The sequence below is a fragment of the Phaeodactylibacter xiamenensis genome (genome assembly GCF_965229835.1).
Lineage (GTDB): Bacteria > Bacteroidota > Bacteroidia > Chitinophagales > Saprospiraceae > Phaeodactylibacter > Phaeodactylibacter xiamenensis.
Genome location: NZ_OZ245931.1, coordinates 7,669,807 through 7,684,509, shown reverse-complemented (window position 1 = coordinate 7,684,509; position 14,703 = coordinate 7,669,807). Strand labels below are relative to the sequence as shown.

8 protein-coding genes are annotated in these 14,703 nt (G+C 52.6%); 4 read left to right on the top strand and 4 right to left on the bottom strand.

The genetic code is table 11. The features are described from left to right. Positions 1–120: 120 nt before the first annotated feature. Positions 121–954, top strand: coding sequence for a pyrroline-5-carboxylate reductase (proC, locus tag ACO08I_RS29310; protein ID WP_282783064.1), 834 nt, complete (start codon positions 121–123; stop codon positions 952–954). Between the two features lie 60 nt (positions 955–1,014). Here the strand turns inward: proC and ACO08I_RS29305 are convergent, their stop codons facing one another. After that, the gene (locus tag ACO08I_RS29305; RefSeq protein WP_421947972.1) at positions 1,015–5,961 is read right to left on the bottom strand and encodes an OmpA family protein; all 4,947 of its coding nucleotides are present in this window, start codon (positions 5,959–5,961) and stop codon (positions 1,015–1,017) included. Between the two features lie 135 nt (positions 5,962–6,096). On the opposite strand from ACO08I_RS29305, the gene ACO08I_RS29300 reads away from it, so the two are divergent. Further along, complete coding sequence (locus tag ACO08I_RS29300) at positions 6,097–6,990, top strand: lysophospholipid acyltransferase family protein (protein WP_421947971.1); 894 nt, start codon at positions 6,097–6,099, stop codon at positions 6,988–6,990. Here ACO08I_RS29300 and ACO08I_RS29295 read toward each other — a convergent pair. The 3 genes from ACO08I_RS29295 to ACO08I_RS29285 form a co-directional block, all read right to left on the bottom strand. After that, entirely contained in the window at positions 6,980–9,259 is a 2,280-nt protein-coding gene (locus ACO08I_RS29295; protein ID WP_421947970.1) for a DUF5916 domain-containing protein, read from the bottom strand. The two genes, ACO08I_RS29300 and ACO08I_RS29295, sit on opposite strands and share 11 nt — an antisense overlap. An 81-nt stretch (positions 9,260–9,340) precedes the next feature. After that, entirely contained in the window at positions 9,341–9,676 is a 336-nt protein-coding gene (locus tag ACO08I_RS29290) for a hypothetical protein (protein ID WP_044225066.1), read from the bottom strand. Continuing rightward, entirely contained in the window at positions 9,676–10,389 is a 714-nt protein-coding gene (locus ACO08I_RS29285) for a YebC/PmpR family DNA-binding transcriptional regulator (RefSeq protein ID WP_421947969.1), read from the bottom strand. The genes ACO08I_RS29290 and ACO08I_RS29285 overlap by 1 nt, the downstream gene beginning before the upstream one ends. A gap of 189 nt (positions 10,390–10,578) precedes the next feature. On the opposite strand from ACO08I_RS29285, the gene ACO08I_RS29280 reads away from it, so the two are divergent. Together ACO08I_RS29280 and ACO08I_RS29275 are read left to right on the top strand one after the other, a co-directional pair. Then, the gene (locus tag ACO08I_RS29280) at positions 10,579–11,196 is read left to right on the top strand and encodes a PolC-type DNA polymerase III (protein WP_282783048.1); all 618 of its coding nucleotides are present in this window, start codon (positions 10,579–10,581) and stop codon (positions 11,194–11,196) included. A gap of 491 nt (positions 11,197–11,687) precedes the next feature. Beyond that, a complete protein-coding gene (locus ACO08I_RS29275) occupies positions 11,688–14,699 on the top strand; it encodes a SusC/RagA family TonB-linked outer membrane protein (RefSeq protein WP_421947968.1) in 3,012 nt (1,003 codons plus the stop codon). Positions 14,700–14,703 lie beyond the last annotated feature (4 nt).

The following is a 14,703-nucleotide window of genomic DNA, read 5'->3' as shown; positions in this document are numbered from 1 at the left end:
AACGCTACCCTTGTTAATGTTTAAACTTTGATCAGCACAAATATAGGCGCTCTAAATCAAAGTTGCAACATCAAAATGAAAATTTCTGCTTATTCCTGCTAAATTGTAGCTTTACGCCTTATCCCGAGCACCTTTGAAAAATTCAACTTTATGAAAATACTGATCATTGGCGGAGGCAATATGGGCCTGACTTATGCCCAGAGCTTTCTGAGATCTCATATTGCCAGCAAAGAGGATATGATGATTCTGGAAAAATCGCCTCAAAAAGCGGCAGAGCTGGCCAAAAGGGACATCGGTACGGTCTATGGCCGGGCTGAGGATTGTATCCAGCAGTCTGACCTCGTCATTTTTGCGGTTAAGCCACAGGACTCATCTGTGCTGTTTGAGCATATCAAACCTCTTATTGACCCACAACAGGTCTTCCTTTCTATTATGGCCGGAGTGAAGCTTTCTACCATTTCCGCCAGCCTGGGCGCGGAGAAGGTCATCCGGGCCATGCCCAACCTGCCTGCCCAAATCGGCATGGGCATGACCGCCTTTACGTCTTCTGATGCAGTCACCCGGATAGAGCTCGTCATGGTCCAGAACCTCCTGAACACCACGGGCAAAACCGTATACGTAGAAAAGGAGGAAGCCATTGACGCGGCTACTGCGATCTCCGGAAGCGGCCCGGCTTACGTCTGGTTTTTCATGAAGTCCATGATGGACGCGGCCCGTAATATGGGATTTTCTTACTCAGAAGCGGAGCTATTAGTCAGCCAGACTTTCCGGGGAGCCATAGAACTTTTCAATAAGACAGATTTCACCTGCGAAGAGTGGATTGAGAAGGTCTGTTCCAGGGGGGGCACCACAGAGGCAGCCCTGGCGTCCTATGATAAGAACCTGGTCCGTGATGACATTATTGCAGGTGCACAGGCAGCCCTCGACCGGGCGGTGGAGCTGGGCAATGGATAAGGCCATTCCCAAATCCATAAATAGAAGAGGCGGCACCTTTACCGGATGCCGCCCCATGCTCTATAATCTTAATATCTTAATTTCCACTCGTTGGTTCCGCCTTCGGCCGTCTTCTGTTCGGTTAGAGAAAAGCGGTTTTCGCTTGCCATAACCTTTGTAGAACACCCGGTCTGAAGGGATCCCTTTAGCTACCATATACTCGGCTACAGCGCGGGCACGGGCAGTAGACAACTGATCGCAGTACTCGTCCGGAGGCAGGTTGTTCGTATGCCCGCCGATTTCCACGACGATGGAAGGGTTGTCTTTGAGGAAAATGTAAATCTCGTTCAGCAAGGGCTTCACCGATTCCTGAATCCTGGAGCTGTCCGCTTCGAACTGCAGCTTTTGCATCTGAATCGTCTGGCCACTGCTCACGGCGCTGGTCAGTTCCTTCAGTACTCTTTCCGTGATTTCAAAGTCAGCACTCGCTATGCAGCCGTTGGCATCTGTAACGGTCACGCTATGCTGCCCAAGGCCAAGATTTTCCACTTTAGGGCCGGCAGCCCCATTGTCCCAGCTAATTTTGTAAGGCGGTGTGCCTCCGTTCCCACTTGCTTCTGCCTTCCCATCTTCACTGGTATCGCTGAATGCGGGTTCCACCCGTCCCAGTTCAGCAGTGAGAGGCTCTGGTGCGGACAGAGAAACAGCGGCTGTTTTTTCGTTCCCCGCCTCGTCGGTCACGGTCAATTCATAGGTACCCGCGCTTAGTCCCGTACGGTTTTCCCCCGCGGTGCTTTCATCACTCCAGGTGATGGTGTAAGGTGGTTTGCCTCCGCTGACAGCCGCTTGTACGGCACCATCCGAAGCACTGCTACAGGAAATGGGTTGGATAGCGGACAATTCCACTTCCAGCGGGAGGATATTCTCGGATATCGCAACCGTCGCCTCAGCCGTACAGCCCCTGGCATCCGTAACGGTTACCTGATGGGTAGCCGGTGGCAGGCCGGCTGCCTGCTCCTCCGTACTTCCTGTGCTCCAGGCGTAGGTGTAAGGGGCAGTCCCTCCGGTTGCAGTTACTTTGGCAACGCCATCGCTATTGTTCGTGCTGGCTGGCTGCACCGCTGCAGCTTTCGCGGAAAGCGCTGCCGGCTCTGTCAGAGTTGTTTCGGCCTCTACCGTTGTGCCTGCCGCATCGGTGAGTGTGAGCTGGTAAGCCCCAGCAGCCAGACCAGCCGCCTGCGGTTCAGTGGCACCATTGCTCCAGGCGTAGGCAAACGGTGGCTTACCACCGGTGATGGCGGCATTCAGAGCGCCTACCCCACCCTTGCAGCTGATGGGTGCAGAGACTTCCAGGTTTAAGGCCAGGGGCAGAATGTTCTCTGTAATCTCCACACTTACTGCTGCGGTACAGCCTTTGGCATCCGTGACGGTTACAGTATGGGTGCCCGGTGATAGATTGTCCGCCAGATCGGCATAAATTTCAGTACTCCAGTCATAGGCGTAAGGTGGAGTACCTCCCTTGGCGGAAGCCTTCGCTTTTCCATCTGCGGCATTCGTACTGGCTGGCTGAATGGTTACTACTTCCACTGATAATGCTGCCGGTTCGGCAATCGAAAGAGTGGCAGTGGCGGTAGTGCCGGCTGCATCAGTTACGGTAAGGGAATAATCCCCGGCGATGAGTTGGCTTGCTTCCGGCCCGTCCTGACCGCCGCTCCATGCATAATTGAATGGAGATTTGCCTCCAGTCACCTCGCTGGCAATCGCCCCGGTTGCTGCACCATTGCAATTGACAGTGCCAGCTTCCCTCAGAGATACCTGCAGGGGAAGTATGTTTTCATTTATGCCTACCGTAGCGGTAGCAGTACACCCGTTAGCATCCGTAATGGTCACTTTATGATCAGCAGGGGAAAGGGATTCTGCTACTTCTGTGGTGGAACCTGTACTCCATGCATAAGCATAAGGAGGCGTACCACCAGTGGCACTGGCCCGTGCCATACCATCTGCATTATTGGTACTGGCAGGCTGAATGGCAGTAGCTGTAGCCTGTACCGGATTGGGCTCGGTGAGGGCAAAAGTAGCCTGAGCACTTGTACCTTTTGAATCCGTGACGGTAAGGGAGTAGTTGCCTGCCTGAAGGCCGTCAATATTCTCCTTGCGCTGCCCACCGCTCCAGGCGTAGGCAAAGGGCCCTTTACCGCCTTTGACTGAGGCAGTGAGGGCACCATCGGTTGCTCCGGCGCAGGTAACAGGCTGAGCCATGGATAAAGAAACCTGAAGCGGTAAAATATCCTCTACCATTTCTACTGAAATGGAGGACGTACACCCTTTGGCATCTGTAACCGTCACAGTCTGCATACCGGCTGGCAACTTCGTAGCTTCGGCAGTGGTTTCGCCGCTGCTCCAAAGGTATTGGTAGCCCTCATTTCCGCCGGTAGCGCTAACCACCGCACGCCCGTCTGCCTGCCCTGGGCTGGCCTCCCCTGTGACTTCCACCCCGACTTTAAGCTTGGGCGGTGCCGTCACTTCGACGGTGGCATTTGAGGTATTGCCTACCACATCAGTCACCGTCAGGCTGTAGGTGCCCGCCGGGAGGGCTTTCAATTGCTTTTCGGATGTGCTGCCATTCGACCAGGCGTAAGCGAAGGGGCCTTTGCCGCCGTCCACTACTGCCGTCAGTTGCCCATCCGCGCCTTCTGAACAGCTTACGGGCTGGCTCATCTCCAGCTGTACCTGAAGAGGGGCAATATCTTCCGTCACTTCCACTTTGGCTGTTGCCTTACAGCCGTTGTCATCAGTTACTGTGACGGTGTAGGCACCAGAGGACAGGCGCTCAATTTCGGCTGTGCCGGCACCGTTGGTCCACAAATAAGCATAGGGCATAACACCTCCGCTCACCTCTGCTTTTGCAGCCCCATCGGAAGCGCCGGTATTCGCAGGTGTCACCTGAACTGCTCGGGCTTTTAAAGCGGCTGGCTCTTCGATGGTAAAAGAGGCCTCAGCGGCAGTTCCTGTTGCATCAGTAACGGTCAGGGTATAGGCTCCGGCAGTCAGTCCATTGGCGTTTTCTCCTGCCCCACCATTACTCCAGGCGTAAGTGAAGGGGCTTTTGCCGCCTGTAACTTTAGCAGAAAGCGCGCCGGCTGCGGCACCCTGGCAATCAATAGTAGCGTCCTGGCTAATGGCTAGCGATAAGGGCAGAATATCTTCGCCCACGGTTACCTCGGCGGTAGTTGCACATCCGTTGGCATCCGTTACGGTAACGGTATGTTTACCCGCAGGCAAACCTGTCACCGCTGCAGCATTACCACCACTGCTCCACGTAAACTGATAAGGGGGTACGCCTCCGGACGCTTCCACCTCTGCGGCGCCATCACTGCCATTAGCGGAAGCCGGCTGCGTGACCTGAGCTTGTACCTGAAAAGCGGAGGGCTCCTCCACCGTATAAGTTGCTGAGGCAACCGTACCATTCGCATCCGTAACCGTAACGCCATAATCGCCGGCAAGCAGTCCGGTCAGCTGAGGCGTGGGCGCATCGGCTGCACTCCACTTGTACGTATAAGGCTTGGCGCCGCCTGCTGCATTTACTTTCAGCACAGCACTTTTATTCCCCTGGCATTTGATGGGCTTAACCTGCTCAATTTGAACGGCCAATTCCTCAAGGGTACGCGAAATATTGACCACCGCTGACACTTCACAGCCCTGCCGGTCCGTCACGGTCACCGTATGTGCACCTTCTGACAACTGCATGGCGATGGGTGTTGTCTCTCCATTGTCCCAGGCATATTTATACGGGGGCATACCTCCCGTGGTTCTTGCTTCTGCCTGCCCGTCGGCAGCACCAGCACTGCTGACCTCACTGCGGGCCTCTGCCCGAAGGGTAACCCTGCGGTCCGGGACACTGATATCCGTCAAGCGGCTGTTGCCCTTGGTATCTGTGATGGTCAGGCGGTAAGTACCTGGCGTCAGGCGGTCCGGGCTATCACCTGTTGCATTGCCGCTCCAGTTGAAGGTATAAGGTGGAGCACCTCCGGTTACCTTTACCCGCAGGGCACCATCTGAGCCATTCCCATTGCAGGTGACCGGGCTGACAAGCTCTACGGTGGCAACCAGAGAGGAGCCTTTTTGAATAACGTAAACGCCTTTGTCTTCTGTACCAATCCAGACTGCACCGTCCAGGTCTACGGCCAGGTAATTGGCAAATTCACTGGTATATTCTTCCGCTCCTCCAAAAGTGCTGGTTTCCCCACTGGCCGGGTCGTAAGAAGCAATAATGCGGGAAGCAATCCAGAGCCTTCCTTTTCCGTCCAATGCAATATCGGTGATGCTTCCTTCCACTGCATCGGTGGGGATATCGACCAGCTCCCAACGGTCCTTACGGTCTACTTTTCCAACCAGCCCGTCGCCCATCAGCCAGACTTCCCCATTCGCCACAGCCACAGACTCTATGATCAGCCCCTTCTCCAGCAGGTCCCATTTGCCATCCCGGCCGACCAAAGCGCCATCATTGGTGGCGATCCATATGCGCCCTGGCCCGTCCTTGGCAATTTCATGAACGAAGTTGGACCTCAGCTTGGTGTTGTCCATGGACAACTGCTCTTTGAAAACCAGCTTGCCATTTTCTTTTTTCAGGCGGTAAGCACCGGTCAGGCTGGTACCCAGCCAGATATCCTGATTGACCTCATCGTAAAAAGCGGAAGTGATATAGTTGTCTTCGTCTATGATATCCCCAATCGCATCAATCAGCTCCTGCTGTTGCCAGCGGATGTCGGCATTGCCGCCTGAAAACTGGAACAGGCCCAGCTCTCCGGGCTGAAGCACGATAGGGTCAGCAGAACGGGCGCCACTGACTTTTTGGATGACCTTAGTGTTGGCCACCCACTTGGTATTATCGGTATCGACAAATATATTTCTGACCGGGCTGCCCCATGGAAGGGCGGTACTCCGGATCACCTCCAGGTTTTCTTCCTGTGCCTTTCCGGCAAAGCCCAGCAAAATCAAAGCAAGCGATAGTAGGTAGCTTCTGCTCATGGTATGGTTTTCTGAATTTTCGGCGCAAAGTTAGGCAACCTGAAGCAAAACGCAGTATATGGTTTAATATTACCTTTGTGCCGCCACTGAAAGCCTGCTCATCGCACGGCCGGCATTAACGAATCGCTGAATGATATGAACGTAGTCCTTTTTTACTTGCTGATCAAGCCCCTCTCGTACGTGCCTTTGCCCGTAATGCACCGTTTGTCTGATGCCCTTTCCTGGCTGCTGTTCCGGGTTTTTGGCTTCCGCAAAAAAGTAATCATGGGGAACCTGGAACGATCCTTCCCGGAAAAATCAGCAGAAGAAATTGACCGGACCGCCCGGGAGTACTACCGGCATTTGTGCGACCTTGTGGTGGAAGCAGTACGCTGCTTTAGTATCCCGGAGGCAGAAATCAAGCGACGGGGCATCATTGCCAACCCGGAAGTCCTTGATCCCTTTTTTGAAAAACAACAGCCTGTAATCCTTTGTGCCGGCCACTACAACAACTGGGAGATGACCGCCACAGCTATGCCTATGTATATCAAACACCGGGTTGTGGGCCTTTACAAACCGCTGAAAGACCAGTTCTTTAACCAAAAAATCACAGTTTCCCGCAGCCGGTTTGGTATGGACATGGTTTCCATCCGCAAAACCCGGGAGTTCTTTGAGGCTGATCATGGGGTAAGCATTATTTTGTTTGCTACCGACCAGGCGCCCTCCAACCCCAACCGGGCGTACTGGACCGAGTTTCTAAACCAGGATACGGCGGTGCTTTTCGGAACGGAGGCCTACGCCCGAAAGTACAACTACCCGGTGGTCTTTGGCTACATTGACAAGGTAAAGCGGGGGTATTACGAAATCCGGTTCAAAGTCATTTCTGAGGATCCGGCCAGCCTGCCCGCCGGTGCCATTTCAGAAGCCCACACCCGGCTGCTGGAAGAGGAAATCCGCCAAAAGCCTGAATACTGGCTGTGGAGCCACCGCCGCTGGAAACATACCCGGCCGGAAGGCTGGAAACTGGAAACTAAATCGGCTACAAATTGAGCCAGTAGGTGGCTTTGAGCACAATAGCCCGGTTTTTGCCACGTGGATTCGCCAGAAACTGGTCCGAAAAATAGTTATCGGTGTACACCAGAAAGATATCCGATACGGGCTTAAAGCGCCACTGCAAACGGGTATTGATGTTGACGTTGTCGGCCTGGGTGTTGTATTGCAGGAAGACACTGAAGAAAACACTTCTGGAAAAGGAAAGCTCCGCCCGGGGGCCGACCAGCCATATGCCCGCATCGTTGTAGGGGCTGGGCAACTGAATATCCGTGTACGTCGCATCCAGGGCCAGAATCCCCAATGGCTGCCAGCGGTAGTTCAGCTGAAATCGCAGGCGGGAGAAATCCCCGTTGAAGTAACGTCCGTAGCTGCCTTCCACGCCATAGTAAAAGTCCTTGCGTACATCCGAGCTGTAGCTCAAATTAAGGGTAGGATAGGTATAATCTGTCCCTTCCGGCAGTTCTACGCCCCCGGTATTGGTAGGGTCGAATGGGAAGAACAGGAAAGTATAATTCTCTGTATAGTCCAGGCTAAGCTCACTTTGCCCGGGAAACTCCACAAATGCCCCGGCGCTCAGCTCCCGGTCCGTCAGTTGATAGTCCGGTTGGTTGAAAATAAACTCTGTCCTTGCGCTGAGCCCAAACGCAATGACCCGCTCTGCCCACCACTTCTTTTTCGGAAAGATCAGATGGGTGATGCCCGGAGAGGTGGACAGGAAGCCCCGGCGCGGTACAAAGCCCATCTCGGCTTCGTGGTTGCGCCCTATGTAGTGGGTAGGGAAAAAGATCCGCCAGTTGCGCAGGTAATGGCCCACGAACAGAGCAGCAGCCTGCGCATCCACATTATTATCACTGGTAAAAGAGCGGTGGTAGAAAGCTTCGGCTTCCCATTTATTATCCTTTGAAAAAAGGTTGTATTCCAGTCCTGCCACCCGGTTGAAAGCATCAGGGTCGACTTCGTAACCGCCCGCACCGTCCGGCCGGTAATTCACTTTGTTGGTGAAAATGGCGCCGACGAAGGACCGGTCAAAGACCTTTCGCTGCAGCACACCAACGGAATAGTTGGCAGGCGCTAAGTCAGCATCGGAGACGGAGCCGGTCTGCATATTTAGCAGGCCCACCCGCCAGTTGTTGTCCAGCTTACCGCTGAGCCGGGCGCCCGCCAGAATCGGCACGTTGAAGCTGCGCTGCACTTCGATCTCGTCCCCACCGGTTGTGGTACGCCGGAGCGTGCCCTGAGCCAGGCCAATCCTGCGGCTGAAGAAAGGGCGGCTGCTGGGAAAGCCAAACTTGCCAAACAAGTCCTCATTTTCGAGAAAAAACTGCCGCCGTTCCGGAAAGAAGAGCTCAAAACGGCTCAGGTTGGTCAGCTGCTGGTCTACTTCCACCTGACTGAAATCAGGATTAAAGGTCAGGTCGAGGTTCAGAGAAGGGGTAATGGCAATCTTGGCATCCCCGCCAGCATTAAAGTTACGCTCTGCAGGCAACCGAAATTCTTCATCCCGCTCTACACCCGCAATAGCGTACGGGATAAGCGAAACGTTTAAGCCCGGGCTCGGCGGTGGAGTGGCCCAGCGCATAGGCAAGGTAAAGGCCAGGTTGTTGATCCCAAACTGCCGGGGCACCGGATTCCAGGTGGAGCGCTCGTTTTGCTTAACAGATATGCGGCTGAAGTTAATCCGCCACTGATTGTCCCCTTCAGACCGTTTGTAACGCAGCGTTTTGAAAGGGATCGCCATTTCCACCACCCAGTACTCCGGATGATTGGACACCTCGGCGTACCATTTATTATCCCAGTCGGTGGAAATACTGTTGCCGTTATCGATGAGGCCTTCCCGGCGTACATTCAAAGGTGTAACAGCGAAATGGAAACCATTGATTTTATCCTGAAAGGGATCAATATTGACAGCGAATTCATCAGAAGGGCCAAGTTCAAAGTCCCGGCGCAGGGAGGTGACGATGTAATCTTCCTGTGACTGATAAATGACCGCACCAATGTACAGGGCTGTCTCATCGAAGGTGACGCGGACTTCCGTATCCAGTTCAGCATAGGAGGTATCGAACGGAAAATTTTGGTAAAAATCAGTCGCCACCCCGGTATTTTCCCAGGCTGCTTCATCCAGCACCCCGTCCAGCCGTATGGGCGTTGCAGCTGACCGGATATCCAGCCCCTCTGACGCCTGCCCTGCGGCAAGGCTGCTGAAAACACACCAAAATAAAACAGTTAGCCCCTTGCGGCTAGCCCAAACCCTTGCTCGATCCGTCATTAACCCTAATAATAGTTGCCAGCTCCGTAAAGAGCCCTGTATGTTCCTGAAGTATGCAGCAGGCTGAAACCAGCCCGTTTTTTAATCCTCCTCGATGGTATCCGTCACCATCGTTTCAACGTGGTAGTCGTAGAACCGCTCAAACAGCGCCCAGTCCAGTGTTTCCGGCCAATCGTTCTCGTCCAGGCTCCAGCCTTCCAGCAGGACGCTGAGCAGGTCCTCCACATTGGCTTTAAGATGAGAAAGGACATCCTCCACATCCTCGAAATCTGGCAACAGAAAAATATCCGCTTCATCGTGCTGATCCATATCAGCATAATCCAGGGGCTGTTCCGGAAAAACTTCATTAGCCCACTCGATCAGAGCTGGCTTGGGCTTCACGACAAGTGCCGTGCGGTTGATTTTGTAAAAATCCATTAGTCTTCTTTCATGTTGTGGAAGACCGCGTTGACATCGTCATCGTCTTCCATGATTTCGATTAGCTTAATGACATCCTCTACTTCGCTGTCTGTAAGCTCTTTATAATGACTGGGAATGCGTATGAGTTCTGACTCCGTCACTTCCAGCCCGAATTCTTCGATACCTTTCTGGAGGTTGCCGTAATCTTCAAAAGCGCAGACCAGGACAATTTTATCGTCTTCCTTCCTCAGTTCTTCCAGTCCAAAGTCGATGAGGCCCAGCTCCAGTTCTTCTCCGTCCTGCCCTTCGGCTTTGACTTTAAAGTTGGCCTTGCGGGAGAACATGTAATCTACCGAGCCGGAAGTACTTAGGTTGCCCCCGTACTTGGAGAAGATGTGGCGGACACTGGCTACGGTACGGGTTGGGTTGTCCGTTGCCGTTTCCACCATAAGAGCTACACCGTGTGGGGCATACCCTTCGTAAACCAGCTCTTCGTAGTTTTCCGCATCCTTTGAAGTCGCCTTTTTGATGGCATTTTCGACGTTAGCCTTTGGCATATTAGCCGTCTTGGCATTCTGTATAGCCAGACGCAGGCGGGGGTTGTACTCAGGGTCCGCCCCACCCTCCTTAACAGCAATAGCAATCTCCCGGCCGATACGCGTGAAAGTCTTGGCCATATTGGCCCAGCGCTTCATTTTCCGCTCTTTACGGTATTCAAATGCGCGTCCCATTATCTGCAATTTAAATTTGAATCAATAAAGCAGTTTTACCTTTTCAGGCGGCCCTGCTTCAGAATGCATGCAAAATTAGCGTTTACAAATCAGCCTGCCATATTTACTTCTCAATATTTTTCAGCCAATCGCCTCAGGTATGCTTTCAAAGCAGTAAAAATCCCTTATTTTAGCCCGACAAACCTCATTATGGAATATTTGGTAATTGACCTCGAAATGTCGGGCGACGACCCGAGCTATCACGATGTGATCGAAATCGGTGCAGTGCTTTACACCGATAACTGGCTGGAACTGGGCAGGTATCAATCCTACGTATACCCGGAAAACGAGGAAGCGTTCTCAAAACCCTCCGAAGAAGTCCATGGCATCAGCCTCGAACAGTTAAAGGATGCTCCCATGCTGGATGATGTCCTGCCCGAATTTGAAGCCTGGATGCTGGGGCTGCGAAAGCTCAAGCCGGACCCCTTCGATAACAGCCGGGCGCTGCGGCACACCATGATTTCGGGCCTGGGCATTGTGAATGACTTCGCTTTTCTGCGCGCCGCCTACGGCATCATCAACCGCCGCTGGCCCTTCAGCTACCACATGCTGGATATGCAGTCCCTGACCCACGCCTTGTTCCCGATCTTCAAAGCCGCCGGAGAAGCCGTACCCGAGCGCCAAAGCCTCACCGCTATTGCCGCTTATTTCAACCTGGAGCGGGAAACCGAGGAGCACAATGCGCTGGAAGATGCCGTGCTGACCGGGCGCTGCTTTATCGAACTGAACAAAATGATTGACCGGCTAAAGGTTGACCCCGCGGTTTAATTCCCGCCGACAGGACTGTTGTATCCGAAAGTATGGTCTCAGTGCTTGCTGTATGGTTGCCCCTCCGAGAGCGTGGCGGGCCCCTGCCTGTCCCTGCTTTCAACTCAAATGATAAAGATCAAAGTGGAAAAAGCCAAAGGGTGACGAAGATCATCGAACACCACAGGGAAGTTGATTTCTTTTGTGGCTATCGAAACAAATAACCAATTGAAATCAAAAAACTTGGCAAATGGTTCATGAAAGTCGGGTTTTGCTCAAATTAATTCCAAAATTAAATAGGGCAATTGCGAATCAACGAATATATTTACCGATGGACTTGGTATAAAAACTACATTAACCCCCACTGCTTACTGTTACTCAAAAACGACAAATGCCAAGTTTTCAGAGATTTACGCCTACCACTCAAACTATTGAATTAGTGTAAAGTGTACACTAAAATTGACACGGGTAATCTAAACTTACCATACAACCAAAATTAAATTGTAGCTCTTATGAAAAACATTCTGCGATTGGTCGTGGCTTTTGCAGCTGCGCTGCTCCTGGTCCAACAGGGGTATGCTCAGGGTACTGTACAAGGCCAAGCGATCGACGAAAATGGCGAAGCCCTGATCGGGGCTACCATTCTGCTGGTGGGCAGCAGCCGGGGAACGGCTACCGACTTTGACGGTAACTACGTCCTCGAAAATGTACCGGCCGGCGAACAGCAACTCCGGGCATCCTACACGGGATACGGAGACCTTACTAAAACCATTACCGTTAAAGACGGAGAAACCGTTACGCTTGACTTCCAACTGGGCGAAGACGCCGAAGTGTTGGAGGAAGTGGTGGTCATCGGTTATGGCTCGGTGCGCAAGGAAGATGCGACCGGGGTAGTCGCGAAAATTGATGACAAGAACTTCAACCGGGGAGCCATTGTATCTCCGGAACAACTGCTGACGGGTAAAGTAGCGGGTGTACAGATTGCGCCTGGCGATGGTTCTCCAGGTGGTGGCTCTGCCATTCGTATCCGGGGTGGTACTTCTATCAATGCCAGTAATGAGCCGCTTTTCGTTATTGACGGTATGCCTATCGACAATGAAGGCTTTGCCGGCGGGCGTAACCCCCTGAACTTCCTCAATCCAAGCGACATCGAATCCTTCACCGTACTGAAAGATGCCTCAGCGACAGCGATTTACGGTTCACGGGGTGCGAACGGTGTGATTATTATCACTACCAAGAAAGGGCAGGCTGGCAGCCGCCCGCGGGTAAATTATGATGGATACTACACGGTGAATGAAATCCGTGGAGAACCGGCCATGCTCGATGCAGACAATTTCCGGGACGTAGTTACCTTCTTCGCCCCCAGCCGCCTCAACGCTCTGGGCAACAACAACACCAACTGGTTTGATGAAATGCTGCGTCAGGCTCAGGGCCAGAACCACTCTCTGAGTGTTTCCGGTGGCGGCCAGGACTTTGGCTACCGCATCTCTGCCGGTTATCAGCAACTCGAAGGTATTATCCTGGGTTCAGAAACCGAGCGTGCAAGTTTCAGCCTTAACTATAACCACAGATTCTTTGACGATAAGCTGAAGATCAATACCAACCTGCGCGGTGCACGTACACGCGATGCTTTTGATCCGGGTATAGGTGCGGCCTGGGATTTTGATCCTACACAGCCTGTATTGGATCCGGACAATGAAGCCTTCGGTGGTTTCTTCTCCTACGGGAACGGCCTAGCTCCGCGTAACCCGGTCTCTGCTGTTGAGCAACGTGTTGATGAGGGGCAATCCTTCCGTACCATTGGTAATATGGAAATTGAATATTCTCTGGGTGACCTTGTAGAGGGCCTCAGCGTGAAAACCAACCTGGGCTTCGATGTCAATCAGGGCGACCGGAACACCTTTGAGCCAACCACCTATACCAATACACAGGTGGCTAATTTCAATGGCTTGGTAAAAATTGAGAATTACACGCGGACCAACTACCTGTTTGATGCGTACCTCAACTACGACAAGTCACTCAATGACCGCAACAACCTGAAGCTGACATTGGGTTACTCCTATCAGGATTTTTACGAACAGTATCCGCTGTTTGAGGGGCAAAATCTATCCACTGATCAGTTCGGAATCAACGGGCCGGCACAAGCAGAGGATGTATTCCCTTCCAACTCCGTATTTGAAAACCGCCTGATCTCCTTCTGGGGCCGTGCAATTTACAATTTCGACGAACGCTACGTGCTGACGGCAACCCTGCGCCGTGACGGTTCCACCCGCTTCGGCCCGGAAAGCCGCTGGGGCTTGTTCCCATCAGCAGCTGTTGCCTGGCGGGTGCTTCAGGAAGACTGGGCAGGCTCCCTCAATAATATTTTCTCGGACCTGAAACTCCGTGTGAGCTACGGTATCACAGGTAACCAGGAAATTGGTGACTACCGCTATCTCCCACAGTATGCCTTTAGTGATCAGCGGGCGCGTTACCAAATCGGTACAGATGCAGATGGCAACCCTATCTTTATCAATACTGCCCGTCCCAATGCCTATGACCCGGGGCTACAGTGGGAGGAAACGGCATCTCTCAACGTGGGACTTGAGTTTGGCTTTGCCAATGGCCGTATCAATGGCGCTTTAGAATATTATACCCAGAATACGGACCAATTGCTGTTCGAAGTCAACGTACCAGCAGGTACTAACCTTTCTGACCGCGTACTGACCAATATCGGTGAGTTGCAAAACCAGGGTGTGGAACTGACGCTGAACGCCAATCTGCTCAAAACATCGGATATGAGCTGGGACCTTACCGGTAACATAGCTTACAACCGTAACGAAGTACTGGGGCTGTCCAATATTGCTGGTGATGCAGGCATCCTTCGGGGTGGTATTGCCGGAGGTGTGGGCAATAACGTACAGATTCTCCGGGTCGGTCAGGCTGTGGACGCATTTTACGTCTATGAGCATATCCTCAATGATGATGGCACACCTGTTTCTGATGAGGACGATCTTATGATGTACGTTGACCAAAATGGAGACGGACAGATCAATGAACTGGACCGCCGGATTTTCCAAAATCCAGCACCTGATATCCTCTATGGTTTGACGTCTAATTTCCAATTCAAAGGGTTTGACCTGGCCATGACAATACGTGGTGCCGTTGGCAATTATGTTTACAACAATAATGCCTCTAACCGTGGTTATTACCAGCGGGTACAAGGTGTAAATATTGGCAATGACCAGTTCTTCCTCAACAACGTTCACGAGTCTGTACTGGAGACGCAGTTCGTCGCCCCTCAGTATTTCTCTGATTACTATGTGGAAGATGCGTCTTTCATGCGATTGGACAACGTAACTTTAGGCTACACCTTACTGCCTAAGCGTGGCATTTCAAGCCTGCGCTTCTACGTTACCGGTCAAAACCTGCTGGTTTTCACCAAGTACAGCGGACTTGATCCGGAAGTAGGCGTGGGTGGTATAGATAATGCGCCATTCCCACGTCCGATGGGCTTTATCTTCGGCGCAAGCCTGGGCCTTTAATTTG

What these genes read in the sequence shown, in the direction of transcription:
- ACO08I_RS29300 (WP_421947971.1), top strand. Translation starts at nt 6,097, where the DNA reads ATGAACGTAGTCCTTTTTTACTTGCTGATCAAGCCCCTCTCGTACGTG.
- ACO08I_RS29290 (WP_044225066.1), bottom strand. Translation starts at nt 9,676, where the DNA reads ATGGATTTTTACAAAATCAACCGCACGGCACTTGTCGTGAAGCCCAAG.
- ACO08I_RS29295 (WP_421947970.1), bottom strand. Translation starts at nt 9,259, where the DNA reads ATGACGGATCGAGCAAGGGTTTGGGCTAGCCGCAAGGGGCTAACTGTT.
- ACO08I_RS29305 (WP_421947972.1), bottom strand. Translation starts at nt 5,961, where the DNA reads ATGAGCAGAAGCTACCTACTATCGCTTGCTTTGATTTTGCTGGGCTTT.
- ACO08I_RS29285 (WP_421947969.1), bottom strand. Translation starts at nt 10,389, where the DNA reads ATGGGACGCGCATTTGAATACCGTAAAGAGCGGAAAATGAAGCGCTGG.
- ACO08I_RS29280 (WP_282783048.1), top strand. Translation starts at nt 10,579, where the DNA reads ATGGAATATTTGGTAATTGACCTCGAAATGTCGGGCGACGACCCGAGC.
- ACO08I_RS29275 (WP_421947968.1), top strand. Translation starts at nt 11,688, where the DNA reads ATGAAAAACATTCTGCGATTGGTCGTGGCTTTTGCAGCTGCGCTGCTC.